The 25,329-nt window shown below is 53.7% G+C and carries 28 protein-coding genes and 1 other RNA gene; 15 read left to right on the forward strand and 14 right to left on the reverse strand.

Going from position 1 to position 25,329, the window contains the following annotated elements:
- Nucleotides 1–83: 83 nt before the first annotated feature.
- Both KNO58_RS03460 and KNO58_RS03465 read right to left on the reverse strand, forming a co-directional pair.
- Entirely contained in the window at nucleotides 84–671 is a 588-nt protein-coding gene (locus tag KNO58_RS03460; RefSeq protein WP_214751904.1) for a DUF1643 domain-containing protein, read from the reverse strand.
- Between the two features lie 34 nt (nucleotides 672–705).
- On the reverse strand, nucleotides 706–1,398 hold the full coding sequence (locus KNO58_RS03465) for a lytic transglycosylase domain-containing protein (RefSeq protein WP_251026067.1): 693 nt from the start codon (nucleotides 1,396–1,398) through the stop codon (nucleotides 706–708).
- A gap of 78 nt (nucleotides 1,399–1,476) precedes the next feature.
- Here KNO58_RS03465 and KNO58_RS03470 point away from each other — a divergent pair, with 78 nt between their 5' ends.
- On the forward strand, nucleotides 1,477–2,175 hold the full coding sequence (locus KNO58_RS03470; protein ID WP_214751905.1) for a CPBP family intramembrane glutamic endopeptidase: 699 nt from the start codon (nucleotides 1,477–1,479) through the stop codon (nucleotides 2,173–2,175).
- On the opposite strand, the gene KNO58_RS03475 is transcribed toward KNO58_RS03470, so the two are convergent.
- A complete protein-coding gene (locus KNO58_RS03475) occupies nucleotides 2,132–3,031 on the reverse strand; it encodes an alpha/beta hydrolase (RefSeq protein ID WP_214751906.1) in 900 nt (299 codons plus the stop codon). The two genes, KNO58_RS03470 and KNO58_RS03475, sit on opposite strands and share 44 nt — an antisense overlap.
- Nucleotides 3,032–3,214: 183 nt before the next feature.
- On the opposite strand from KNO58_RS03475, the gene KNO58_RS03480 reads away from it, so the two are divergent.
- Complete coding sequence (locus tag KNO58_RS03480; protein WP_214751907.1) at nucleotides 3,215–3,640, forward strand: hypothetical protein; 426 nt, start codon at nucleotides 3,215–3,217, stop codon at nucleotides 3,638–3,640.
- Nucleotides 3,641–3,698: 58 nt separating this feature from the next.
- Here KNO58_RS03480 and KNO58_RS03485 read toward each other — a convergent pair whose 3' ends face one another.
- The 5 genes from KNO58_RS03485 to KNO58_RS03505 all read right to left on the reverse strand — a co-directional run bounded on the left by KNO58_RS03485 (nucleotide 3,699) and on the right by KNO58_RS03505 (nucleotide 8,380).
- On the reverse strand, nucleotides 3,699–4,346 hold the full coding sequence (locus KNO58_RS03485) for an ABC transporter ATP-binding protein (RefSeq protein WP_214751908.1): 648 nt from the start codon (nucleotides 4,344–4,346) through the stop codon (nucleotides 3,699–3,701).
- On the reverse strand, nucleotides 4,343–5,350 hold the full coding sequence (locus KNO58_RS03490; protein ID WP_214751909.1) for an ABC transporter permease: 1,008 nt from the start codon (nucleotides 5,348–5,350) through the stop codon (nucleotides 4,343–4,345). The genes KNO58_RS03485 and KNO58_RS03490 overlap by 4 nt, the downstream gene beginning before the upstream one ends.
- A gap of 67 nt (nucleotides 5,351–5,417) precedes the next feature.
- Nucleotides 5,418–6,764, reverse strand: coding sequence for a sensor histidine kinase (locus tag KNO58_RS03495; protein ID WP_214751910.1), 1,347 nt, complete (start codon nucleotides 6,762–6,764; stop codon nucleotides 5,418–5,420).
- Nucleotides 6,761–7,426, reverse strand: coding sequence for a response regulator transcription factor (locus tag KNO58_RS03500; RefSeq protein ID WP_214751911.1), 666 nt, complete (start codon nucleotides 7,424–7,426; stop codon nucleotides 6,761–6,763). Before KNO58_RS03500 ends, KNO58_RS03495 begins: the two co-directional genes overlap by 4 nt.
- A gap of 63 nt (nucleotides 7,427–7,489) precedes the next feature.
- On the reverse strand, nucleotides 7,490–8,380 hold the full coding sequence (locus KNO58_RS03505) for a hypothetical protein (RefSeq protein ID WP_214751912.1): 891 nt from the start codon (nucleotides 8,378–8,380) through the stop codon (nucleotides 7,490–7,492).
- A gap of 169 nt (nucleotides 8,381–8,549) precedes the next feature.
- Here KNO58_RS03505 and KNO58_RS03510 point away from each other — a divergent pair, with 169 nt between their 5' ends.
- On the forward strand, nucleotides 8,550–8,957 hold the full coding sequence (locus KNO58_RS03510) for a hypothetical protein (protein ID WP_214751913.1): 408 nt from the start codon (nucleotides 8,550–8,552) through the stop codon (nucleotides 8,955–8,957).
- Between the two features lie 105 nt (nucleotides 8,958–9,062).
- Nucleotides 9,063–10,517: a S8 family peptidase gene (locus KNO58_RS03515; protein ID WP_214751914.1), complete on the forward strand. Its 1,455-nt coding sequence runs from the start codon at nucleotides 9,063–9,065 to the stop codon at nucleotides 10,515–10,517.
- Between the two features lie 37 nt (nucleotides 10,518–10,554).
- Here KNO58_RS03515 and KNO58_RS03520 read toward each other — a convergent pair whose 3' ends face one another.
- Complete coding sequence (locus KNO58_RS03520; protein WP_021067512.1) at nucleotides 10,555–10,959, reverse strand: hypothetical protein; 405 nt, start codon at nucleotides 10,957–10,959, stop codon at nucleotides 10,555–10,557.
- 121 nt (nucleotides 10,960–11,080) lie between these two features.
- Here KNO58_RS03520 and rnpB point away from each other — a divergent pair.
- Both rnpB and KNO58_RS03530 read left to right on the forward strand, forming a co-directional pair.
- Nucleotides 11,081–11,448, forward strand: an RNA gene (gene rnpB, locus KNO58_RS03525) — RNase P RNA component class B.
- A 106-nt stretch (nucleotides 11,449–11,554) separates the two neighbouring features.
- Nucleotides 11,555–12,721, forward strand: a complete 1,167-nt coding sequence (locus KNO58_RS03530) for a THUMP domain-containing class I SAM-dependent RNA methyltransferase (protein WP_214751915.1) — start codon at nucleotides 11,555–11,557, stop codon at nucleotides 12,719–12,721.
- A gap of 407 nt (nucleotides 12,722–13,128) precedes the next feature.
- Here the strand turns inward: KNO58_RS03530 and KNO58_RS03535 are convergent, their stop codons facing one another.
- Complete coding sequence (locus tag KNO58_RS03535) at nucleotides 13,129–13,716, reverse strand: TetR/AcrR family transcriptional regulator (RefSeq protein WP_214751916.1); 588 nt, start codon at nucleotides 13,714–13,716, stop codon at nucleotides 13,129–13,131.
- A 131-nt stretch (nucleotides 13,717–13,847) separates the two neighbouring features.
- On the opposite strand from KNO58_RS03535, the gene KNO58_RS03540 reads away from it, so the two are divergent.
- Nucleotides 13,848–14,630: an SDR family NAD(P)-dependent oxidoreductase gene (locus KNO58_RS03540; protein ID WP_214751917.1), complete on the forward strand. Its 783-nt coding sequence runs from the start codon at nucleotides 13,848–13,850 to the stop codon at nucleotides 14,628–14,630.
- A gap of 88 nt (nucleotides 14,631–14,718) precedes the next feature.
- Here KNO58_RS03540 and KNO58_RS03545 read toward each other — a convergent pair whose 3' ends face one another.
- Nucleotides 14,719–15,561 (reverse strand): phosphotransferase family protein, encoded by an 843-nt coding sequence (locus KNO58_RS03545; RefSeq protein WP_214751918.1) that lies wholly within the window; start codon nucleotides 15,559–15,561, stop codon nucleotides 14,719–14,721.
- 136 nt (nucleotides 15,562–15,697) lie between these two features.
- Between KNO58_RS03545 and KNO58_RS03550 the strand changes: the two genes are divergently transcribed.
- Nucleotides 15,698–16,180, forward strand: coding sequence for a VOC family protein (locus KNO58_RS03550; RefSeq protein WP_214751919.1), 483 nt, complete (start codon nucleotides 15,698–15,700; stop codon nucleotides 16,178–16,180).
- Nucleotides 16,181–16,194: 14 nt separating this feature from the next.
- Nucleotides 16,195–16,680 (forward strand): NUDIX hydrolase, encoded by a 486-nt coding sequence (locus tag KNO58_RS03555; RefSeq protein ID WP_214751920.1) that lies wholly within the window; start codon nucleotides 16,195–16,197, stop codon nucleotides 16,678–16,680.
- A 57-nt stretch (nucleotides 16,681–16,737) separates the two neighbouring features.
- Here the strand turns inward: KNO58_RS03555 and KNO58_RS03560 are convergent, their stop codons facing one another.
- Entirely contained in the window at nucleotides 16,738–17,604 is an 867-nt protein-coding gene (locus tag KNO58_RS03560; protein ID WP_214751921.1) for a DNA/RNA non-specific endonuclease, read from the reverse strand.
- A gap of 257 nt (nucleotides 17,605–17,861) precedes the next feature.
- On the opposite strand from KNO58_RS03560, the gene KNO58_RS03565 reads away from it, so the two are divergent.
- The 6 genes from KNO58_RS03565 to KNO58_RS03590 all read left to right on the forward strand — a co-directional run bounded on the left by KNO58_RS03565 (nucleotide 17,862) and on the right by KNO58_RS03590 (nucleotide 22,368).
- Nucleotides 17,862–18,044, forward strand: coding sequence for a hypothetical protein (locus tag KNO58_RS03565; protein WP_034806608.1), 183 nt, complete (start codon nucleotides 17,862–17,864; stop codon nucleotides 18,042–18,044).
- A 68-nt stretch (nucleotides 18,045–18,112) separates the two neighbouring features.
- Complete coding sequence (locus KNO58_RS03570) at nucleotides 18,113–19,018, forward strand: Gfo/Idh/MocA family protein (protein WP_214751922.1); 906 nt, start codon at nucleotides 18,113–18,115, stop codon at nucleotides 19,016–19,018.
- A gap of 59 nt (nucleotides 19,019–19,077) precedes the next feature.
- Nucleotides 19,078–20,496 (forward strand): alanine/glycine:cation symporter family protein, encoded by a 1,419-nt coding sequence (locus KNO58_RS03575; RefSeq protein WP_214751923.1) that lies wholly within the window; start codon nucleotides 19,078–19,080, stop codon nucleotides 20,494–20,496.
- 108 nt (nucleotides 20,497–20,604) lie between these two features.
- Entirely contained in the window at nucleotides 20,605–21,426 is an 822-nt protein-coding gene (locus KNO58_RS03580) for a YihY/virulence factor BrkB family protein (RefSeq protein ID WP_021067504.1), read from the forward strand.
- Between the two features lie 79 nt (nucleotides 21,427–21,505).
- Nucleotides 21,506–22,060 (forward strand): hypothetical protein, encoded by a 555-nt coding sequence (locus KNO58_RS03585; RefSeq protein ID WP_214751924.1) that lies wholly within the window; start codon nucleotides 21,506–21,508, stop codon nucleotides 22,058–22,060.
- 83 nt (nucleotides 22,061–22,143) lie between these two features.
- Nucleotides 22,144–22,368, forward strand: a complete 225-nt coding sequence (locus KNO58_RS03590; protein WP_251026068.1) for a hypothetical protein — start codon at nucleotides 22,144–22,146, stop codon at nucleotides 22,366–22,368.
- 90 nt (nucleotides 22,369–22,458) lie between these two features.
- Here the strand turns inward: KNO58_RS03590 and putP are convergent, their stop codons facing one another.
- On the reverse strand, nucleotides 22,459–23,940 hold the full coding sequence (gene putP, locus KNO58_RS03595) for a sodium/proline symporter PutP (protein ID WP_214751925.1): 1,482 nt from the start codon (nucleotides 23,938–23,940) through the stop codon (nucleotides 22,459–22,461).
- 356 nt (nucleotides 23,941–24,296) lie between these two features.
- Nucleotides 24,297–25,274, reverse strand: coding sequence for a D-alanyl-D-alanine carboxypeptidase family protein (locus KNO58_RS03600; protein WP_214751926.1), 978 nt, complete (start codon nucleotides 25,272–25,274; stop codon nucleotides 24,297–24,299).
- Between the last annotated feature and the right edge of the window lie 55 nt (nucleotides 25,275–25,329).

Consider the following 25,329-nt stretch of genomic DNA (forward strand, 5'->3'; position numbering starts at 1 on the left):
AGAGCGCCTCGAGCACATGGAACACAAAAAAAGACGAACCAAATCGCGATGGGCGATTTGGTTCGTCAACAGCCTGAGACGACTCACTCGGAGTCGTCTTGTTTCGTTTCTTTCACGATTCTAAATTTCGGTTTGACCGATTCGTTATTGAACGCCTCGAGCACGGTGTTCTCGTTGGCCATGCGAATCTGTTGCGGCTCGCCTTTTGACGTCGTGCCGATACAGAACATATGGGCCTCGTGGTCGGCGAACAGCGCCTTATACGGAGTCGCATGGTGCATCAAGCGACCTGGCGAGCCCCAGCCGACGATCACCATGCCACCGCTCGCCTCGACCTCATCGAGCGTTTCCTCCACGTAATGGAAGTTGACCTCGTCGAGCTGTGACTCGACGTACGGTAGATTGTCATTGATGGCGAGCGTCGGGACGAGGCTAATGACGCGCATCTCACGGATTGGTTGCTTGAGATGGTTCCGCATGAGCATATAGGCCCGCTGCGTGGTCGTACCGGACAAAAAGGCGTCGCTCATCCGGGGCGAATAAATGATGACGGCACAGATGACGCCGTCGACGACATCGGTGAACTCGTACGTTCGCATATATCGTTTCGTCTTGTCCTCATTGAAGACCGACTTGACGCGAATCGTCACTTCCTCGATATGGGTGTTCATAATGTTTCCTCACTTTTGTTCAAATAGTGCCAGGTCAGACCCAGCCAGCGAACCATTCCAAATAGCGGATCGTATAGCGGGCGACTTGTTGCGTCGCCGAAGCCTTGTCTTCCGGTAAATAAGACACGTCGGCCTGATATGACTCATAAAACGACATCACATCGTTGACATACTGCTCACTTCGGTTGTACTCGAAGATGGCGTTCCGAATCGAATCCGTCGAATCTGCCGTCGTCCCACCGTGCTCGCTCAAATAATAAGCGGCCGCATGGGCCGAATCGACGAGACTGTGCGGGTCGGCCTGACCATCGTTGTTGCCGTCCCGTCCGAGACCGCCATACTGGTCGATGAGGGCGAGGTCTGTCAAATCGACCTCGTCCTCGGGCACGTCTCCTTTTTGATCGTCGGTATCGTACTGCCAACCGAGCCACGTCCGCGGCATGAATTGGAACGGGCCGATCGCCCCGACCGATGAACGCATCGATGAGCTGTGCGAGAAAATCGTCTCGACGCGATGGACCGCGGCGAGGAGCCGCCAATCGACGTCGTAGGTTGCCGCTGCATCCTCATACACGTCGCGATGGACGGCCGGGATGCCATGATCCCCGTAATAGGCCCGGTAAAGGGCGTTGTTCACTTTATCATGTTGACCAAACCAGCCGATTGCGCCGAGGCACAGCACGATCACAAGCATAAGACCGGTCAGTCGCAAAATCAATCGTTTCAAGATTCCGCCTCCTAGCTTTCTAGACAATACCCGAATAGTGTAGCATATAGCTAACAGGAAGGACAGGAGTGGATATTCATGCTCGAACAGACCGTCTTTACCATCATTCTTGTGTATTTATTGATCATTCAGTTGTTCAACGCGCGGTTGATGAAACCGATGATCGAGACGCTCGGGCGAAGCCACGTGTACGATCAGACGATCAAGTCGGCGTGGGGGCTCTGCCTGCTGTTGCTCGCCCTCGTCTTTTTGTTCCGGGTCCCGCCTGAAATGGTCGGACTTGGTTTCGCACCGGCGGAAGGGGATTTGCGCGCCTGGCAGTTCTTCTTTTTGACGAGCATTCTCATCTCCGTATTGATTGCGTTCTATTTACTCGTGAAAACGTCCCCGGGTTTGCGGCGCCGGTTACGGCCATATTATGAACTTGAGATTGAACGGCTGCTGTTGCCCCAGACGATTCAGGAGGCGAGAGCGTGGGGAGCCGTGTCTTGGACGGCCGGTGTGACCGAGGAGTTCATCTTTCGTGGCGTGCTGCTCTACACGGTCACCCTGTGGGTGGACGTCTCTTCCCCGATGCTCGCTTTGATCGGTGGAGCGTTATTCGGTTTGGCCCACGCTTATCAAGGTGTCCGAGGCATCCTCGTGACCGGTCTCGTCGGGTGGGGACTCGGTTATCTATACTTGGCGATGGGCGTCCTGTGGCCAGTGATGGTCGTACATGCCTTGCTCGACCTTATCGCTGGACCGATTCACGTCGTCGATTCAGAAACTGACTGACGGCCGTCTCATAGGCGGGTTGGTCTTTCAAGATACAGTTCGTATGTTCCGCGCCGTGGATGAGGGCGATCTCATTTTTGCGATTGAGCGCATTCATCTCGACGGACATCCAGGTCGGCACGAAATCGTCCTCTGTCCCATGGATGAACAAGACGGGCGCATCGATCGCCGCGAGCGCTCGTTTCGGTCGGACTTGGTGCATCCGGAATCCGGCCCGCGTCCAAAGGAAATAATTGATTCCCGGCAACAATAAATCACCAGGCAGGCGGTGCAGGACGTTCAACTGATGGCGCATGAGTTGTCTCATGTCATCGAACGGGCACTCGGCAATCAAAAAGTCGACATCGGTCAACGGACCGGCCTGTAAAATCGAGGCGGCGCCCATCGACACGCCATGCAGGCCGACCTCGGTGACGGACTCATTGGCCCGCAGCCAATCGACCCAATCCACGATGTCATGTTTCTCATGATAGCCGTATGAGGCGTATACACCCTCGGATTCACCGTGGGACCGCAAGTCGACGGCGAGCAGATTGTAGCCGAGGCGATGGAACATCGCCAAATGCGGGGCCATGAAGCTGTGGGACGCCGTATAGCCGTGTACGAAGACGATCCATTTCGATGAGCCTTCGTTTCGGTACACACGTCCATAGAGGCGGTATCCGTCTTGCGAGCGGAGCGAGACGTGCTCGAAAGGTACGTCGTGATAAAAGGATTGATCTTCCTTCGTATAGGGGGCCAACAGCATCTCGGGCGTCTTGCGTTTCCCTCGTGTCATGCGTTTGAACGCATAGTAGCTGATGGCATAATAGCCAGTGAATAATGTTGCGAGTCCAACCTTCCATCTCTTCTGCATATGAACCGCTCCTTTCCTCATTATTGTACCCGAAAACACGTTCCCAATTCACGTGCCATGTGGGGCGGGGCGTGCTTTGCGTGACGGAACACCAGGTCTTACGTGTGACAAGCCAGATTGTGCCGAACGGAGTTGTCGCATAAGATGAGAGCGAACAGTCACCAAGTGGGAGGAAGCGAACCGATGGAGCGACAGGCGATGTATCAGTTTTTACAAGCGTGTTTGACGGGACAGACGGACTATACGACAGATGGGGTGACGTTTTATCGCGCCCCGACGAGCGGGGAGCGGCAACATGGAATCGTCTTGGACGTATTGATTGACCGCTATTTATCTCGGCCTGGCCAGACGATTGAACTGTCGGTCCCGGACATCGCCGTCTCCATCGACGTGTCGGCGGACGAGATCGTCCGGTCCGTGCTCGCGCTCGCCCGTATCACGCTCGTCTCGCAACATATCGAGGAGAGATTGATTCGTGTCGTCTCGGCGGGCATCGATGACGCGGGACGCTTGACGCTCGTCATTTGTTTCAACGCTTGGCTGACATATCATTTGGGACGTTTGTCGAGAGAGTGGCGCGAGTTGCCGGCTCAAGTGCATGTCATGTGAGACACCTTGAATGACAAATAAATAGGGAAGGCCGCGACGGGCGCGGTCTTCCCTATTTTTAATGTCGGGGCGACGGTTGAAGTTTTCCGTCTTGAAGCAACAGCACCCGGTCACAGACGTCGAGCATGCGTTCGTCGTGAGTGATGACGACGACCCGCCGGCCGTGATGGCGCGCCTCGGCGACGAGCAACTCCATGACCCGGCGCCCGTTCTCGAAATCGAGGCTCGCCGTCGGTTCGTCGGCCAACAAGAGTCGAGGGCGATTGATGAGGGCACGGGCGACGGCGACGCGCTGCCGTTCGCCGCCCGACAAATGCTTCGGCAATTGATTGAGTCGATGACTCAGACCGAGGACGTCGAGCAGGCGGAGCGGATCTTGTTTAGATTCGCTCTCGGCCTGCACGAGCTCGAGTTGTTCCCGGACCGTCAAGTATGGGACGAGATGGGCCTGCTGAAACACGAAGCCGATTTCATTCAATCGAAGCAAGCGTCGTTCTTCTTCACTCGCGGCGAGCAACTTTCGTCCCTCGAGCTCGATATGCCCAACATCAGGTCGTTTTAATAAACCAAGTATTTGGAGCAACGTGCTCTTTCCGCTCCCGCTCGGTCCGATGATGCCGATACATTCACCGGGCTCGACCTGTAAATCGATGCCACGCAAAATCGGTTGTCCGTCATACGTATGGCAAATATTCGTCAATTTCATTGTCCGATTCCTCCTAACGCGTCGGCGGCGTCAAGCCGGCGCAATTTCCAAAGTGGCAACAGCGTCCCGATGAGCGAGAGGATGGCCATAATCGCACCATATGCGAGCACGTTACCCAAGTCGAACCGGAACGGGATGGCGTCCGGCACGAACGTACCGGTGAACCCTGTCAGCACCGTCGCTAGCAGGCTCGCCGTGAGCACCGTGGCCATGACCTGGATGACGAGTGCCGTGCCGATGACGCGGGGATGAATCCCGATTGCTTTCAAAATGCCGAGCTCCGGAAGCTTTTGGAGCGTCAACATATAAAAGAAAGCGGTCAAGATGAATGCACCGATGAACAGCAAGAAGCCGCGCATCATCGTGAACGTGCCTTGCTCCGCCGTATACCCGGGGACGGCCTCGACGACTTCCTGTTTCGTCATCGACGCGAGTGAGGTGTCAGCCTTCCCGAGCCAGGCCGAGACGTAGGCAGGCTGACCGCTTGCCGTCTGGAATGCTTCCCACGTATCCTGTGTTGCCCAGATGACCGGGGCGTGGCTATAACGTCCGTCCGTCGTCCCGACGATGGTGAATGCATATCCGGACGTAAAGTCGTGCACCGTGTCTCCAATCTCGACGTCACCGAGAAAACTCGGGTCGACGAGCACGTCGCCGACGGCGAGGTCAAGTTCGGGACCGATTGTGGAATTTTTCGGCAGTGTGAATAACGTGGCGTCCTGCTTCTTTGTTCCATGGACGAGCGTCATCGATTTGACGCCGAGCGGGGTGAGCGCATCGGGCGTCGGACGTTCGATGAACGAGCGAGTCAATTGCCCGTCGGCATCATCGGCCAGTTGAAACGACTCGACATCGAGTTCACGCAAAGTGGCCCCGTTATCGTAGGCCAGGCCGTCCGCGAGTCCGGTGATCAATGTCGACAATAAGACGATGAGCAGCGTGATTACAAAGATGAGCGAAAATTTTCGTTTTTGGCGCCACATCTCTTTCAATCCTAAGTTCATAAAAAAAGCCTCCTTCATAGCGATGAAGGAAGCATAACCGACCGAGATGAACAGAATATGAACAAGACTACAGCGTGACGTAAAAGACGGTACCTGTTCCGAGCCGGGATTCGACCGTCAACGTGCCGCCGTGCAGATGGACGATATCTCGGGCGATGGCGAGTCCAAGCCCGGTACCTTGTCCGGACCTTGAGGCGTCGCCTTTATAAAACCGCTCGAACAGCCGTGCCTGGGTCGCTTCATCCATGCCGACGCCAACGTCCTGAATCGAGACGGTCGGGCGTTCGGCTTGAAACGCCTTGATGGTGATGAGGCCACCTTCTGCCGAAGCGTGAATCGCGTTCGTCAGCAGATTGGACCACACTTGTGCCAGCAAGAGTGGGTCGCCGTTCACGACGAGCGTCGAATCGAGTTCTGTGGCGACGGCAATGCCTTTCTCGTCGAGTTGGAACGTGTGCCGGCGAATGACATCCTCAATCGATGCTCCGACATCGACCGGTGTCGTTAACGACACGTTGGCCTCGTCGAGCCTAGCGAGGAGCAGTAACTGTCTCGTCAGCTCGGACAGGCGCGCCGCCTCATCACGAATGATGGCGGCATGCGCCTTCGCCTCACCGTCGGTCGTCGCGACGAGTTCCGAGGCATAGCCTTTGATGGAAGTGAGCGGGGTCTGGAACTCATGGGAGACGCTCGAGACGAAACGTCTGCGCTCGCCTTCCGATTTTTCAAGCGAGTCGACCATATCGTTGAAGCGACGGGAGAGCGTGCCAATCTCATCGTTGCGCTCGAGTGGGAGGTCGTTCGGCCGTCCCCCGGACGCGACCGAATCGGTCGCAGCGGTCAACGTCCGCAACGGGCGGACGAGTTGACTCGTCGACAATGCGATCAAAATGAAGGCGAGCCCGGTCAACAAGGCGAAGAACAACCCGACGAATAAGTGCAGCTCGCGGATTTGGGCACTCAGGTCGGGACGAATGAAGACGGCATCCTCACCATCGATGCTAAACCCGTACGTGTTGACGACCTCGTTGTCGAACAGTCCGAGCAAAAACAAGTGGAACGGATAAGTGTGCATCCCGTCATAGGTTTCACCGGCCCGGACGGAGGCGACGATGTCGGTGTCGAGCCGCTCATCCCGAAACGCGCCGCCATAACGTTCAATCGTATCGTCCGGTCGTACGACGAACAACTGATAGCCGGTCTGCGCGAGTAACATATAAAACGAGGACGTCTCGCCGTCGGTATGGGTCGCGAAGTAAGCTTTCGCGGCCTCGGCCGTCTGTTCGGTCTTGTCGCTATAGGACGGTTGCCACCACACGTAGTAGGCGACGTTGCTGACGAGGAGGGCGATGGCGCCAGATAACAATAAAATCATGAACACGGTCAAGACGATCCGCGTGTAGAGTGTCTTCATAGGGTCACCTCGAGCGTATACCCGACGCCTCGCACCGTCCGAATCATGTTGCCTTCGTCACGGAGACGACCCCGCAAGCGCTTGATATGGACGTCAATCGTCCGATCATCGCCTTCAAACTCGAGGCCCCATACTTGTTCAATCAATTCATCTCGGGTGAACACGCGACCTGGAAAGGCGGCCAACTGATAGAGCAGCTCGAACTCTTTTTTCGGCAAGTGGATCGTCTCCTCATGAAGTTCGAGCCGGTAATCACGCAAGTCGAGTTTGAGCGGTCCGGCGGTGACGACCGTGGCCGCATTCTTGGCGTAACGTTTCGCAACGGCTTGAAGCCGGAACAGCAGTTCCTCCGGAATGAAAGGTTTCGTCATGTAATCGTCGGCCCCGTGCTCGAAACCGCTCCGTTTCTCCTCCCATTCCCCGAGGGCGGTCAACAGGATGACCGGGATATCCGTCATTCGTTTCAGTCGTGAACAGAGCGTTCGCCCGTCTTGACCCGGCAACAGGATATCGATGACGGCGGCATCGGCGGGCCGCTCTTCAAACAGTCGTTCGGCGACGGTTCCGTCTGTCGCCGTGGTGACGGTGTGGCCGGCCCGCCGCAGCGTCGTTTCAATCAGATGCAGGATGGCCAGGTCGTCCTCTACAATCAGTACGTGCATGACTCTCTTCCTTTCTCGTGAAGGACATCGAAAACAGGTGACCTGTGTCAGGTCACCTGGCCGTTATGTCGCTTTAGTGAGTTCTTTGTGCAGCGCCCGGAGCGCCCGTAAGAAGGCGTCCTTGAAATACTTGTCTTCCTGGGCCTCGAGCGTCTCGAGCGCGGTCGTATCGCCGGCGCTCGCTTTGACGAGCAGGTTGACGACCGTTCCCCAGCGCTTGACGTGCTCGGGCTTCGGATGGTTCATCGCGACGGTCAACGTGAACCAATACGGTTGGTCCCGACGCTGTAATGTGGCAATCATCTGTTTGGCGGTCTGTGCTTCCGCCTCGGACGGCAGCGTGGCCGTGGCGAACCAGCCGAGCAGTCCGGCACTCATCGCTTCGAGTCGCGCCTTGGCTTCTGGCTCAATCGGTTCGCGTCCAAACTCGGAGATATTGACGAAGACGAGACGGTCCTTACGGTCGAGGTGGGTGATCCATCCTTTGACCGTCTTGAGCTTGTCCTTGTCTTTCGACTGGGCTTTGACCGTGTAGCCGTTCAGTTTACCGATATAAATCCGGAACTGGCCGCGGTCGAGTTGCTTGTCGACTTTGAACTCGATGTCTTGGCCGACCGTGAACGGTTGGTTCTGTTTGTTGAGCGTCTCGCCTTTTTTCAGTTCGGGACGTCGGACGATGTAGCGGAGTGCTTCTTGCTCGGTCTTGTCGTCGAGTGTCCAGAGGTTGTTCGGTGTGACATTCTTGAAGCGATGCCGGCGGACGAAAATGTATTGATCGAGCGCCTCGACGGCGTCGCTGGCGGAATTTTTGCCGCTCAAATAATCGTCGGCGATATCGCGGAGCGTGATCGATTCGAGCCGGTCGATATGCCCGACGTACGGGACGTGTCCGACGACGAACAGGGCGGTGGCGATCAACTCACTCTCGCGAGGGGTCAAAGGACGTTTGGCCATGGTGCACTTCCTTTCTTGCATTCATATGATTTAGTATACCAAAAACAAATTTCGTCATGTTGTATGAATCGACCAGATGGAAAATTTTACAGGCATACAGGATTTCATGGATTGATTGCGAATAATTGAATATGATAGAGCTATGCGGATGTTGAGATGAGGTGATGAGATGAAGCTATCGATCGATCCGGGGGATTATGTCGTGTTGATTGAAATCAACAAGGAAGTATTGAAATGTACGTCCCTCGATCAGGCCGACTATGTCGACCGAGACCGCTATGAACTGGTCGGCCGGATGAGTGAACGGCTCCCGGCCGAGGTGATCGTCCCTTCCATCATCGACTATATTCGGTTCGGTAGCGGATATATCGGCGATAATATCGTCTGGGACAAAGAGACGGAGTCGTTTTTCTGTCAACAGTTCGAGACGATTGACGGATCTCCGCTCGGAGAGGATCTCGACGGGTTCACGCCCGATCCGTATCGGACGGAACTGGCGCGTTATTATACGTATTTGACCATCGGGAAGATTGTCGACTATGAGATGGATGAGCCCGACGAACCGAACTATTGGTGAGCGTCGAAAAAATGTCGCAATCTATTTTTCGAAAAAAAGGGAAATTGATTCCGTAATTTGAGATAATGGGGGCATCTTAGGAAGTTTGGAATGGAGCGGTAGGCGATGAAAAAAATGATGCTTGTGGCGGCGCTCGCGCTGCTCGTGCCGACGTCGGTGGACGCGGCGAAACCGGTCGTGTTGGAGAAACATGGTTACGTCGTGGCCGAGCCGAGGGTCGGGAACCAATATTATATCAAGCAAACGGGCACCGATCTGGCGTGGAACACAACACGTGGCGCTTCGGACATCGTGATCGCTTTAATCGACTCGTCGGCCGACCGGCGGCATAAAGAACTCTATAATGTCCCACGTGTCGTCAATTCGATGAAAGGCCCATACAGCGTCGACTATCATGGGACGCATACGGCCGGCATCATGTCGGGCCGTCATAACAAGTTCGGGATGGCCGGACTTGCTCCGAACGTACGCTATCATTTTTATAACGTCTTCTACGGTAAGAACTCGGAGTACACGGATTCCTGGACCGTCGCCAAGGCGGTCGATACGGCCGTGGCGAAAGGGGCGGACATCATCAACCTGTCGCTCGGCGGGCAAGATTATGATCAAGTCCTCGCCGACTCGATTCGCCGGGCCCGGGCCAAAGGGGTCATCATCGTCGCTTCGGCCGGAAACGACGGGCAGAAGACCGTCTCGTTCCCGGCCAACATGAAGGAAGTCATCGCGGTCGGGGCGATTGACGCGAACCGTCGCGTCGCCGGCTTCAGCAACATGGCCGCTCAAGTCAAAGTCGTCGCACCTGGGGTGAACATCTTGTCGCTCGGCCTGAACAATGGGTTCGTCTATATGGACGGGACGTCGATGGCCGCGCCGATGGTGTCTTCGGGACTCGCGCTCGTCAAGTCGGTCAACCCGTTCTTGACACCGGCCGATATGGACGGCTTGATTCAAAAAATGCCACGGACGAGTGGCAAGACGTATACGGAGTTGAACACGAAACGGCTCCTCGATGCGACGCCGCGTCCCGTGACGCTCTCGGTACCGTCGACACTCAAGAGCCGGTACGTCAAAGAAGCGAAACTGACGGTCATGAAAAAACCGAATTTGAAAACGACGTACACGTTATATCAAGGCACACGTAAAGTGAAGACGCTCTCGGCAGGGAATTCGATGTTCTCGATGTATGCCGGCGGCGATTGGCTGCCGAGCGGCTCGTATAAGCTCCAAGCCGTCGTCACGGATGGAAAACATAAACGGACGGCCAGTCGTTCCTTCAAATACGTGAATCCCATCAAGCCGGCGGTCGCGGTCAAAGCGTCCGACGGAGGCACGTTCGAGTTGGCGACGACGCGAAAAGGGGTCGTCACTGTGCTCGATGCGAACAAAAAAGTCGTCTATGAGGCGCTCCATGTGCCAGGCAAGTTCCCGGTCCGGAGCGATACGAGCGCCGTGTACACGGTCGTTTTGAAACCGACCGACGTCTCTGAGAAAGTAGTGACGGTCAAGTATGCGCCGCAACCGGTCCAAGCCGAGACGGACAGTTCGGCGGAATCGACATAAAAAACACCCGGAGCCAGCGTTGGCTCCGGGTGTTGGTTTATGCTTTTGTGATGGCTTCACCGCTCCAACGAATGTTCGCTTCTAAGACGTTGCCGTTGTCGTCGATATGTTCAAAACTCAGTTTCCCGTCGACGATAATCTCACAGAGACCAACGCGCACATCCTCGCTCCATGCACGACGTGTCTGAGTCGACGCGTCGAACGTCGGAATCGATTCAGGAAAACGTTCCTGTAAGTGGGCCAAGTTATGATGGTCGAAGTGATACGGACGTTTGGACAGTTCATTTGGTGCTTTGATGTCAAACGGCTCGAATCCTCGAACGAGTCGATTATTCCGGTAGAAGGCGAACACGCCGTTATTCGGGTGGAGCGCTTTAATGTCATCGATTTCAATCACATAGGTCAGGCGTTGAATCCAACCGTTTTTTGCATCTTGACGCATCAAAATCCCTCCTTGTTCAATGGAACACGCCTTATTTTAGCGCTGACGCCGATGAAAATCAAGTTCAGGTTCTCGGTTGTCATTTCACGGGTTATCCGCTACAATGGGTAAAGTGACTATGAGGTCTGGGCAATCGCGGGACGCAAGTCTTGAGGAAAGTCCATGCTCGCACAGCCTGTGATGGCTGTAGTGATCGTGCTACACGAAAAGATAAGTGTAGGCAACGCAAGTTGACGGCAGAAGAAGCACCTAAGTCCTCGGATATGGTGCAAGCTTCTTGAAAGTGCCACAGTGACGGAGTCTGATCGGAAACGTTCAGAGTGGAACGAGGTAAACCCCACGAGCGAGAAACCCAAACTATGGTAGGGGAACTTCCTGACTGGAACCGAACGGGACGGAAGGCGCCAATCGGCGCAGATAGATGATTGTCACTCCATCGTGCCAGGGAGACCGTTATGAGCACCGGAGTACAGAACATGGCTTACAGGGCAGCATAGTCTCTCATTTAACATTGACCAGGAGTTCAAGCAATCCTACTTGAGCTCCTTTTTACATGACCATTTTAGGAGTAACATTTATAGAAAGTAGGGATCTTATGGCAAAACGAAAACTGATTGCCACCGCAGCGATGGGCATCGAAGCGCTCGTCGCCAAAGAAGTGCGTGACCTCGGCTACACGTGTGAGGTCGAGAACGGACGCGTCTATATCGACGCAGAAATGGAAGACATTCCACGTTTGAACCTATGGCTCCGGACGGCAGACCGCGTCAAACTCGTCGTCGCCGAATTCAAGGCGACGACGTTCACGGAACTGTTCGACGGTGTCGTCGAACTGCCGTGGACGGATCTCATGCCGTGGGATGCCCGCTTCATCGTCGACGGCCGTTCGGTCAAGTCGAAGTTGTTCTCAATCCGCGACTGTCAGAAAATCACGGAGAAGGCGATCGTCGATGCGATGCAACGCGGATACGATAAGCCGGGCGAGTGGCTCCCGAAGACGGGCGCCTACTATCCGATTGAAGTCGCCTTGTTGAAAGACGTGGCGACGATCACGATCGATACGTCAGGTGACGCGCTTCACCGTCGTGGCTACCGTGAGCTCCACTCACAGGCACCGCTCAAAGAGACGATGGCTGCGGCGATGATTCAGCTGACGAATTGGAAGCCGGACATACCGTTCTACGACGTCTTCACCGGTTCAGGGACGCTCGCCATCGAGGCGGCGCTCATCGGCCGCAACATCGCGCCTGGTCTCAACCGTGAGTTCTGCTCACAAGACTGGCCATGCGTGCCGAAGAAAGCCTGGTATGAGGCCATCAATGAAGCGAACGAAAAAGCCGAGTGGGACAAGCCGCTGAAGATCTACGGCATCGACCTCGACCCACGCATGGTCAAGCTCGCCAAGGATAACGCCGAGCTCGCCGACGTCCGTGACGCGATCACGTTCGTTCACAGTGACGCGGCTGCCTTGAAGCCGAAAGAAGAGTACGGCGTCATCATCGGTAACCCGCCATACGGTGAACGGTTGCAGACCGAAGAAGAGATTATCGACCTGTACGAGCGGATCGGGCAACAGTTCGCCAAGTATCCGGGCTACAGCGTCTATATGTTGACGAGCTATGAGGACTTCGAGAAGGCGTACGGCCGTCCGGCGACGAAACGCCGTAAGCTGTACAACGGGAATATCGAGACCCAGTACTACCAGTTCTTCGGTAAACGTCCGCCGAGACGTTCAGCTGAGCCGACTTCTGATACGAAATAAGTCTTCATTGCACAGACATTGCACACTTTTCTTTTGTGATGCCGAAGACATATGACAATTGCTCTTACGCGAAGTTAAAGACTGCAGACATAATATTGTCTGCAGTCTTTTTATGCTTGAAGTAGTCTATAAGCCGATGGCGTGTTCTTTAAATGTGATTTTGGCTGTACTGCCGAGGACAAACGGAGTTCCTGTTACTTTGGTGTACGTCTTTGTACTAGAACGAGTTTTATTAGATAAAATGGATGACGCCTCACGCCAAGTGATGGAGATAATTGCTTCATGCGAAATTAAATAAACAAACCGCCATGAAAGAGGTTTGTGGCCCTAGAGAGATGTCTAGGGCCATTTTAGGTTACTGGCGTGAATCAGGTTTATCTGCCCGGTATTGGATGGTCGACAAGCCGTCATGTCAAATAGAGATGCAACATCGACTCGACCCATGTGAGATAATCGCCGTCATACACCAGGTTTTTGTTCGCAATCAACAATGCCATGCCATGGACCGTGCTCCACATGAGGATGGTCTTTTCTATATGGAGCGATTCCTCAATCGAGGCCGCGGTCAAATAGTTGACAGCGCTTCGGCGAAAGACGTTAAAGGCTGCGACCTTTGAATCGATGGACGAAGGGTCGACATCAATCGGTACGGCTTGATCGGAAGAGAAGATAAAGAATCGGTATTCTGGGTGCTCCACTAAAAACCGGACGTAGCGCACGCCCATCTCGACGATTTGTGCGGTTGGGTCGTCAGGATGTTCCTCGACGGCCTTGGACAATGCGGAAGAAAACGATGTCCACACCGACTGTCCGATTTCATGAATCAGCTCATCTTTATTTTTAAAATGACGATAGGGGGCGGCGTGGCTGACGCCGCACAGGTCCGCAACTTTGCGGATAGAGAAGCCCTCGATGCCATCCCGGTTCATGAGGGCAAGTCCCTGAGTGATCAAGTTTTGTTTGAGATCGCCGTGATGATAAGGATTGTTTTGCATAAAAGCCCTCTTTTCTCGTCATGTGATATATACCATTATAAAAGAAAAATGTTGACGGTGTAAACATATGGCCGTAAACTAGACTTACATCAATGTTTACACTGTCAACTTAGCCGTAAGGAGTGAACAGCATGAACGAAACCGCGTTAATTACAGGCGCTTCGAGCGGTATCGGGCTCGAATTCGCGCACATTCTCGCAAAGCAAGGATATAATTTGGTATTGGTGGCCAGACGTCAGCATTTGTTGGATCGGTTGAAACGACAGTTGGAGTCAGAGTACCCGATTACGGTCAAGACCGTCGCCTTGGATTTGTCACGGCCGGAAAGTGCGGAATCCTTATTTACGCTCACCTCGATGAACGCTATTCAAATCGACCTGCTCGTCAATAATGCGGGATTCGGAGATTATGGTGATTTCATCGAGACGGACGTACAAAAGAATTATGAGATGTTGCAAGTGAACATCGTCTCCCTGACAGCGTTGACCCGTCTGTATGCCCCGGCCATGGTCGAGCGTCAGCGAGGCGGGATGATTAATTTGGCGTCAATCGTCGCGTTTCAACCAGGTCCGTTGATGGCCGTCTATTATGCGTCGAAGGCGTACGTGCTCTCGTTCACGGAGGCGCTGGCATCGGAGCTCGTCGGGTCGGGGGTAAAAGTGACGGCGCTCTGTCCGGGTCCGACCGATACGGGATTTGCAGATGTCACTGGTCTAGAGAAATCAGTGCTGTTTCAACGGTTCCAACCCGTTCCGGCAAAGAAAGTGGCGGAATTCGGCTATCGTTCATGGGAACGGGGCAAGGTGGTCGCGATTTATGGGCTGCCAAACAAGTCGCTCGTCTTCGGAGAGCGCTTCTTGCCGCGTGGCGTCACCTCGAACTTGATGAAGTGGATGCAAAAGAAAGCCGTTTGACATAGTCACGTAAACAGCAGATCCTCCCTGTCTACACGCAGGGAGGATCTGCTGTTTTTACAATGAGTAGGGAATGATTACTTAAGCTCTACACTCGGAAATCGTGCTGGAGTGTCCATGCCAAGCGCTTGACCCATTCCGTTTTCACTTCCGATGACGAGGTGCGGATGAGGTTCAAAATGACTAAGATCCGATAGAGTGCGTACGCCTTCAGTTCATCGGAAGTAATGTTGATCGGGTTGTGAGCAAGGTAGGTCGCAAGAAACGCCGCATTCAACGTGCCGGAGACAGGCGGATAATGAAATGCAGTGAACCAACAGCACCAGGCCACGTCCATCCTCGGATCGGCCCATTCCGCCCACTCCCAGTCGAGGACGGTTACTTCTCCTATGTCGGTGTAGAGTACGTTATGAATTCCGAAATCACCGTGCGTGAGCACCATGTCTCGTTCAGCCGTGAGCGGCAAGCGGTCGATGAGCCGGCGAGATGCGTCGCTCAACTCCTCCGGCACGAAGTCCAAACCAAAATCGAGCGTCGAGGAATTAAACACAAGTATGCCGCAATCTTCACCCGTGAAGGCGACCGAATGGATGTCGGCGGCCAGACAGACGGCCAGGTCCTCATACATCGGCATGGCCCGTCCCAATCCGTCTGTCTCTAGGATCGCTTGCCCGCTCTTCCCGTCCTTATAATCCATGACGACGAGACGTTCGTTGCCGATGTGCAGCTGATCGTGAACGCGGGGGGCGACTTTATGGTCGAGCAAGCTCAAACTATTCATTTCGTTAACCAAGTGTGGATTTCGCTCGCTCGCGATTTTTACGACCAGCGGGGGCGACGTCCCTTCGAGTTTGAACACATCGTTCGAATAGCCTCCTTGAAGTCGGACGGCAGTGAACGGGCCATACAAATTTGATAAACGATGCGTCATCGCATCCTGTAACACATCACATCACTCACTTTCCTAAACATCGTGTATCGTTCATCCATTCAAGTGATTTTGAAATACATTTCCATATATAAGGATTATACTCATAATATGGTTAAGATAGGGAGATGAACTACAGATGATAACAGGTATATATGAAGCACACTTGCCGGTCAGTGATTTGACAGTGTCGATTCCGTTTTATGAAAAACTCGGAATGAAGCTGGCCTTCCAAAACGAGCGCTTGGCGTTTTTATGGATTATCGAAGGAGAGAGCTGGCTCGGTTTGTGGGAGAGCGATCGCGTCGAGATGCCGTACCATCCTTCGATTCGTCACGTGGCGTTTCGAATCGACCCCGACAGCCTGGAAACGGTGAAGGAGTGGCTCGATGAACGGAACATCGAAGTCCGGACCGCCTTCAAGATGACACCGGCAGAGCAGCCGTTGGTCCTGCCGAACTTCCCGCACGCACATGCCGCCATCTATTTCGACGATCCGGACGGGAATTCGCTCGAACTGATCGCGTTTCTTGAGACGGACCCGACCGCTGCGTTTCAAATGATGTCATTCGAGGACTGGTCAGAACGGAAGCGGATGCAAGGGTCACAACATACTGGATGAGGCAGGGGGGGGCGATGTACCGGTATACGTTATGTCTATTGAAGTCACAGAATGAAGTCTTGCTGTTGAATCGTGAGAAGCCGCCAGCGATGGGGCTATGGAACGGCGTAGGTGGGAAAATCGAGTCGGGTGAGACGGTTGAGGCGTCGGTCTGTCGAGAAGTATTCGAGGAGACCGGGTATGAGATTGAGCATCCACTGTATAAAGGGGAGGTCATCCTAGGCGGAGAACAGCAGGTCGGGATGCATCTGTTCGTCGTTGAGGTGGATAAACGTGAGACGGATGGCACCGCGTTCAAGACGCGAGAAGGGATTTTGGAATGGAAGCGAATCGACTGGGTGTTGCATCCCGACAATATGGGAATCGTCAGCAATTTGAAGCTGTATTTACAGCCGATGCTAGACCATCCTATGCCTCGACGCCATACGTTCCGTTACGCGGGGCATGAACTGTTGACGTACACGCACGACGAGATAGATGAAGCTTCAAATATCGTATAAAAAACGAGATGGATGGCCACGCCGGCCAACCATCTCGTTTTTGATTTAAGTATGATGTCACTCGCCGACCATCCCGTCGCCATCGTTATCACGCATGTGCGGATAGAGCCAATGGTCGCTCGTGATCGGCATGGTGAAGCCGGCGTCCTTTGCCTCTTGAATCGTCACTTGACCGTTGCCGTTCGTATCGACGCGCGTGACGTCACCGCTTGCCTCGGTGGCTGATGGTGCGCTCTCCGTCAGTCCAAGTTCTTCATTCACCTCGTCCGGGTTGACGTTGTCGAACGAATCGGTAACGACGTTTCCTTTGACCGTGTATGTGTACTCATAGTGTGACGGGATATGAGTATTCGTATCCGGATATGTGATGATTGCCTCGAAGTCGGTCGCGCCGCCTGCACTCCGAATCACGCTCTCCATATACGCCTGGTCGCCGTGGCGATTGAGCGTGCTGTTTTGCGGCGTGATGTTGAACGCGTTCGAGACGCCACCGAGCGAATCGGCGATGACGTGCCCTTCGTCGAGGTCGCGGTGTTCGACACCGGGCACTTTCGCCTCGTCAGCGTAGTAGCGACCATCCGACGTCACGTCTTCTCGGTCGTCATCTTGCAACACAATCTCTTCCGCAATCACTTTCACGAGTTGACCGTGCTCGTTCGTGAACGCCCAATACTCGCGTTCCCCGTATCCGATATCGACGACGACATTATTCTCGCGTTCACCTGACAAATCTCCACCATCGACTTCAATCATGTCATAGCCGGCGAAGCGGTCATCTGTCTGCGGTTCGGTCGGTGACGTCGCCTCGACGCTGGACTGTGCTGGGCTGTCCGTCACCGTGGTGGTCACGGTTTCCTCACTCGTACAACCTGTCAATAGCAGAATCGAGAGCGGTAATACCAAATAAGTCATGTTTCGTTTCATTATGTAGTCTCCTCCGTGTGATGCAACCTTATTCATTTTAGGAATCTTCGACACGATTGACAAGCAATCGGATTGCGACGTGTTTCGGTCGTGCTTCTTATAAACGAGCCAGACATTGTCATGATTCGATGACGCGCCTTGCTTAGAACTAGTGGTACAATGGGTGGGAGCGGTCCGGCGGTCGAGCGGGTTGTGGCGTTTCAATCGTTTCGTTTCAGGCTATACATACGTATACATCGCTTGAGAGGAGACGTGTCATGCAGACATATACCATTGAATATGCGTTCCAGGACAAAGAACAGACGACGCGGACGTGTGAGGTCGTACTCGACCGGACGCCCGATTTGAATGATAATCAGCAATTGGCCGATCTGTATCAAATCGTGTCAGATGCGATTCGTAAGCCGATCACCAGTTTTGAAATCGTAGCGGTCCATTAAACGAATCTTTGACCCCGGGCGCACGCCTTGGGGTTTTGTTCAGTCTAAGGAAGAGGAGAGATGTATACATGAAGATTGTCGTTGTTGGGTTAGGGGACGTCGCGAAAAAGGCGTATTTGCCGGTCTATGCCGGTTTAGAAGGGGTCGACGTCTATCTCGTCTCGAGGGACGAGGCGAAAGCGGGTCAACTCGTCGAGAAGTATCGTTTTGCCGGTCAGTATGCATCGCTCGAAGACGTCCCGTTCGAGACGATAGATGGCGCATTGATTCACTCGACGACAGCGGTCCATGCCGATCAAGTCGGTTATGTGCTCGCGCAAGGTGTTCCTGTCTTCATCGATAAGCCGGTCACGTTCATGCTCGAGGACACGGAGCGGCTCGTACGCCTCGCTGCCGAGCAGGGCGTCGAGCTCGTCACCGGGTTCAACCGCCGTTTCGCGACGGCGACGGCTGCCTTGAAAGAAGTGTCCGACCCGAATCTGATTTTGATTCAAAAGAATCGGACGTATCAACCGGCGACGTTGCGTGAGTTCATCATCGAGGACTTCGTCCACGTCGTCGATACGCTCCGCTATTTGACCGGGCTCGCGCCGGTCGAGAATCTGGCCGTACGGACGCGCCATGAGGGCGAGACGTTGAAACAGCTCCAGATTCAATTCACGGCCGGAGGGATTGAAGCGGTCGGCATCATGAACCGGGACAACGGTTGTACGGAAGAAGTGATGGAAGTGATGTCCCCTCGTCTGAAGCGGGTATCGCGCGACGTCGAGCGGGTGTATGATTTCACCCGTGACGGCATGCTCGAGCGGGCGCTGAATCCGTGGGAGTCGAACCTGTCGCGCCGGGGCTTCACGACCATGCTCGACGAGTTTCTGAAGCTCCTCGTCGGCGAACCGAACAATTCGGTGCGGGCAGAGGACAGTTTGACGACACACGCCCTCTGTGAACGCATACTCGAACAGGCTTCGCGTTGACCGTGTCGTTTCTGCGGTCCGTCGAGCGGGTATTAACTCCGTAAAAGGAGGGGATGCGCATGGACATTCGTGAGCTCGTCATGCAGGTGAACGACCTGTTATGGACGTATGTACTCATTTTTGTCTTGATTGCCGGAGGATTGTATTTCACCATCCGGATGGGATTCGTCCAGTTCCGCATGTTGCCCGAGATGTTCAAGTTGCTGTTCGTCAAAGGGATCAAACACGAGAAAGGGCAAGTATCGTCGTTCCAGGCGTTCGCCATCGGAACGGCCGCTCGGGTCGGCACGGGGAATATCGCCGGCGTCTCGACGGCCATCGCACTCGGTGGACCGGGGGCCGTTTTCTGGATGTGGCTCATCGCCTTGATTGGTTCGGCTTCCGCCTTCGTCGAGAGCACGCTCGCCCAGGTGTATAAAGTGCACGACGGCAAGGCGTGGCGCGGTGGACCGGCCTACTATATCGAGCGGGCGCTCGGTCAGCGGTGGCTCGGCATCGTATTCGCGATTTTAATCACGTTCGCGTTCGGTTTCGCGTTCAACTCGGTACAGGCCAATACGATCGCTTTATCGGTCAACAACGTCTTCGAGGTCGATACGCTTTGGGTCGGTATCGTCTTGGCCATCGTGACGGCCATCGTCATCTTCGGCGGGATTCGCTCGATTTCAACGTTGTCAGGAATCATCGTCCCGATCATGGCTGGCGGCTATATCTTGCTCGCCTTATGGGTCGTACTCACGAATCTAGAGGCCGTCCCGGCCGTCTTCTCGGCCATCTTCTCAGAAGGGATCCTCGGATTCCGACAACTGCTCGGCGGTGCGGTCGGTGCGGCCGTCCTGCAAGGGATTCGTCGCGGTTTGTTCTCGAACGAGGCGGGGATGGGGTCGGCTCCGAATGCGGCCGCGACCGCAGAGGTCAGCCACCCGGTCAAACAAGGCTTGATTCAATCGCTCAGCGTATTCGTCGATACGCTCTTTATCTGTACGGCGACGGCGATGATCGTCCTGATTTCGGGCGTGCCGGGGTCAGAGGACTTCCAAGGCATCGAGTTGGCGCAAGAGGCGCTCTTGACGGAGATCGGGCCGCTCGCGACGACGCTCATGACAATCGCCATCTTATTGTTCGCGTTCAGTTCGATTTTGGCGAATTACTATTACGGAGAAACGAATATCGAGTTCATCTCTGAACGAAAAGTGTATCTGGTCATCTACCGAATCGCCGTCGTCGGCATGGTCTTGTTCGGTTCGGTCCGATCGGCGGGGTTAGTCTGGTCGATTGCCGATATCTTTATGGGCTTGATGGCACTCGTCAATATGTATGCCATCTTCCGGCTCAGCAAAGTTGCCAAAGCGCTGCTCGACGATTATGTGGCACAGAAGCGGGCCGGACGTGATCCGGTGTTCAATCGTGATGATGTGGATTTACCTGGTAAAGAACATGTCGAGGCGTGGGAAGCGAAACGAGAGAACATCAGTTAAGATCGGGGCAAGAATCGGACGCATCGTTCCATTCTTGCCTTTCGTTTATAGTTATTTTTATTTCAAATACCGTATTCGTTTAATAAATTACAGAAAGAAGTGCACGATATGATACAACCATTCCTTCATACATTCAAACGTTTTTTTGCCGAACGATTCTTCGACCAAGCCGCCATGTTGGCCTATTATTTCATCTTATCGACGTTCCCGTTTTTACTGTTCGTGCTCGGGATTGTCGGGTGGCTGCCGTTCTCGAGCGGGGATGTGATTTCCGCGCTCGCCCTGGTCATGCCTGAAGCCAGCTATCGCTTGCTGGAAGGAAACATCGAGGCGATTTTTGATGATTCTCGGTTGCGCATCGCCTCACTCAGCATCTTGCCGGCGCTTTGGATCTCATCGATGGCGGTTCAATCGCTCGTCCGATCGCTCAATGATGCCTATCGTCTGATTCGGAACAAGGCGTTCTGGCGGGGCGTGTTGCAAGACATCGCCGTGACGCTCGCACTTATGTTCGTCTTGCCGTTCTCGCTACTGATCCCGGTCATCGAGACCGCGCTTCGGGAGTTGGCGACGCATATCATCTTCATCGACGACATCGTCGAACGCTATGCGCAAATCTGGTTCTATTTCCGCTGGGTCGTCGGTACGCTCGTCCTATTCAGCGTCTTCTTGCTCGTTTATAAGTGGTTGCCGAGCCATCGCGGCACGTTCCGCGACAGTTGGGCCGGGGCGGCATTTGCCACCATCGGCATCTTGACAGTTTCGAACGTGTTCAGCTACTATTCACAGTATGCAAACTATGAACAGTTTTACGGTCAACTCGGTGCCTTTATCATCTTGCTGATCTGGTTCTATTTGGCGGCCTCGGTCATCCTGCTCGGGGGACTGTTGAACGCCACGCTTATCGAACGAAAAGAAATATCCGGTTGACGTGTAAATGCTTGTTATCATTCTTTGATTCAGGGAATGATACGGTTAAGGTCACATCTTTTAATCGGAGGTGGGAAACATGGATATGCAACGGCTCGTACACAATCGTCGTTTCATCGATCAAACATTGTTTTACCTCGCCTTACAATTATGGAAGTGGGTTATGTTACTACCGGTCTTGTTTTATCTAGACGTTTCGATGAGCAGTGCCCCGTTTTCCCAATATGTGATGGTCAGTCTGTTGCTGTATGTGGCGTTTCGTGTCATGCAGTACGTGATTGCCAGCCGGGCTTCGTTGATGGAGTTACTTGAATTCGGCTATGCGGTCCTGTCGCTCGTCCTCGTCTTCTCCTTACTGCTTGAAGTCTCTGCCTCGCCAGGAGCCATCGCCTTTGTGCTCGGCGTGTTCTTGGTCCATCCTTCGCTCGCCTTGCACCATTACCGTGACTTCACAGAGCGGAAGTGGTTGAACAAACAGTTCCAACTGTTCAGTCCGATGCTTCGAAAAGGTGAGATTCCGGTTCATGTGCTCGTGTTGACAGAGGATGAGATTATCATCACGGCAGAGAGTGGGAAAGAGTACACGTATCGGCATATCTACTGGGGCGGCTTCTATATCGAAAATGTCTCATGAAGGTGGTCTAATCATTGAATAGTGTGATAGTGATGGTATTTTGGGTAGTAACGTTTATTGTATTCTTTAAAGGGGCGTTCGATATGTGGCGCGAATGGCGTGCCACGAAACAGCGCTCGGTCCTATATTTCTTTATCGTCTTGTTGCTCACTTGGTTCTGGTTCAACCCTTACCAGCTGACGGCGCTCCATCCGTTCGTCTTGATGGCGTACTATTGGAACCGGAACCGTCGGATGCGCAACGCGATGCTCGTGCTCGTCCTTGTCCCGTTCTTCATTCAACTCTGGTTCATGGCGAGAGCAATGTGATTTAGTCAGACCGCAGACAAAATGTCTGCGGTTTTTGCTGTTAGGCGCATCAAAAAAACGCGAGCCAATGGCCCGCGTTTTTGATTGATGTTATTCTTTTTTCGCAACGGCGAGTTCAGCTTCCATTTCACTGAATTCACGGTTGATGCGTTTCTGCTCACGTTGGCTCGTGAACGTACTGACGAGCACGATGGCAAGCATACTGAGGAAGAAGCCTGGTACCATCTCATAGATGACCGTCGAGAGTCCAGTCACGATCCAAACGATGACCGTGATGGCACCGACGAGGATACCGGCGAGTGCACCTTGGCGTGTCATCTTGTTCCAGTAGAGCGACAAGAGAATCGCTGGACCGAACGCTGAACCGAATCCGGCCCAGGCATAACCGACAAGCGTCAAAATCGTGTTCGACGGGCTGAGCGACATAAGTGTCGCGACAAGACCGACTGTCAAGACACCGATTCGACCGGCGAGGACCATCGTCTTCTCACTGGCATCTTTATTGAAGAACTTGCGATAGAAGTCTTCTGTCAATGCCGATGATGTCACGAGAAGCTGTGACGATACCGTCGACATGACCGCTGCCAAGATTGCAGCGAGCAAGAATCCAGTGATGAACGGGTGGAACAACACTTCTGAGAAGCGGATGAACACTGTCTCTGGGTCAGCGAGAGGATTCCCTTGACCACGGAAATAGGCGATCCCGACAAGTCCGGTCATGACAGCACCGATGATTGAGACTGTCATCCAGCCCATACCGATGCGGCGTGCCGTCTTCAATGATTTCACATCACGAATCGCCATAAAGCGGACAATAATGTGTGGCTGACCGAAGTAACCGAGTCCCCAAGCGAGGAGGCCGATAATTCCGAGCGTTGTCGTTCCTTCAAACAGGTCGAACAATTCAGTATTGATTGTTGAAGCCGTATCGACGGCGTTCGATACACCACCGACGTCCGTCAAGGCAACGACAGGGACGAGGACGAGGGCGAGGAACATGATGACACCTTGCGCAAAGTCCGTCCAACTGACGGCTGTGAAACCGCCGAAGAGCGTGTAGAGTGCGACGACGCTAATCGTCACGATGACACCTGTCTGATAGTCGAGCCCGAATGAGCTTTCAAACAACTTCCCACCAGAGACGAGTCCGGCTGACGTATAGAACGTGAAGAAGATGATGATGACGGATGCAGACAGGATCCGTAGCCAGTTCGAGTGATCTCGGAACCGATTCTCTAAAAAGTCAGGAATCGTGATCGAGTCATTTGCCATCTCAGTGAAGACACGTAGACGGGGAGCGACTAACAAGTAGTTCAAGTAAGCTCCGATGACCAATCCAACGGCTAACCAAATCGCTGATAATCCCGTGGCATACATTGCGCCCGGAAGTCCCATTAACATCCAACCACTCATATCCGAAGCCCCGGCTGACATGGCGGTAACACCTGGCCCCATCTTGCGGCCACCTAACATATAATCTGATGAATCGGTCGTCCGTTTATAAGCGACGTATCCGATGAGGAGCATCATCACGAGGTAAAGCGCGATAGATACCCATTCTTGCCATAACATTTGATTACCTCCTGTTTGCTTTCAATTATGTCGATTACATCAATCACGGTTCAATCATGTGTGAGTCTCACACAAATGAGTCAAACTTGAATGACTAGGCGAACTTGTGACTAACCATAACGGACCTCAGAAATCATTGCAAACTGTCATCTTTTCATTAAAACGGCTCTAAACCGCATTGTATCAACGGATGAGCCCAATATTTTTCATGATTAAAGTTTAAATATTCAGACAATTAGTTATATATGTGACACTTCTGTGTCATCTGTTTGTCACATAACTTGCAAGTTTTTACGATTTTGAGCGCAAACGACCGCTTCTCCCTGTACAGGGAGAAGCGGTCGTGATTGACTGAATCACTCGGTGGTGAGATTGAACGCGATTTCCTCGACCGATCGCATCGTCGGGAACGTCTGTCCCGATTTGGCCTGCATCGTCACCAGGGCGTATTGTTTCCCGTCCCGCTCCATCAAGAACACCATCGTATAGCCCGATTCATCGGTATAACCCGTCTTCGTGGCTGTGACGAGTTTCGAGTAATGGATGCTCCGCTCGTTGACGGCCGACCCGAGATGATACCACCAGCGTCGTTTCTGGTTTCCGGTTGCATCTTCAAACTTCGCCTCATACTCATACGTCCCGGCAATCTCGACGAGCTCGGGATACGTGCCGAACGCATACGTGATGCGGGCCATATCGAGCGCGGTCGTATAATGGTCGGGGTCCGAGTAGCCATGGGCATTCCGGAACTGGGTCCCGGTCAGCCCGAGGACTTGGGCGCGTGCGTTCATCAAGTCGACGAACTCATTCGTCGAGCCGCTCACGTATTCGGCCAAACTGTTTGCCGCGTCATTTCCTGATTCGAGCAATGTCGCATACAGGGCCTGGCGAACGGTCAAGCGGTCACCGACCGCGAGATGGACGATATGGCTGTCCCAAGGAATGTCCAACGTTGATTTTTTGACGAGGACCACGTTTTGATCGAGTTCCTTCTCGGCGACGGCTTTCTCATAAGCGAGAAGCGCGGTCATCAGCTTGGTCGTACTGGCCGGGAAGACGCGGTCGGTACCGTTCTTGTCAATCAACACCTGCCCATCCGTCAAATTGACGAACGCCATCGACCCGACGAGCAGATCGGCCGTGTCAGACGACACGAGTGGTTGAGTCGTCCATGATTTGATTGGAATCTCGGGGAACGACGGCCCTTGTTCGACCGGCACGGTGGCCGCGGACGACTTGGCTACTTTTGGTTCTGTTTCTTGTTTGAAGCCGATCAATGCGGGGATAATGGCGAGTAGCCCGATCATGGCGAGGCCGACAAAAAGTCGCCTCATGATGTACGTATTTCTTCGGTGTCTGCGGTTTCGTTTCACTAGATAATCGCTCCTT

The organism is Exiguobacterium sp. J17977 (assembly GCF_018616375.1).
Taxonomy (GTDB): domain Bacteria; phylum Bacillota; class Bacilli; order Exiguobacteriales; family Exiguobacteriaceae; genus Exiguobacterium; species Exiguobacterium mexicanum.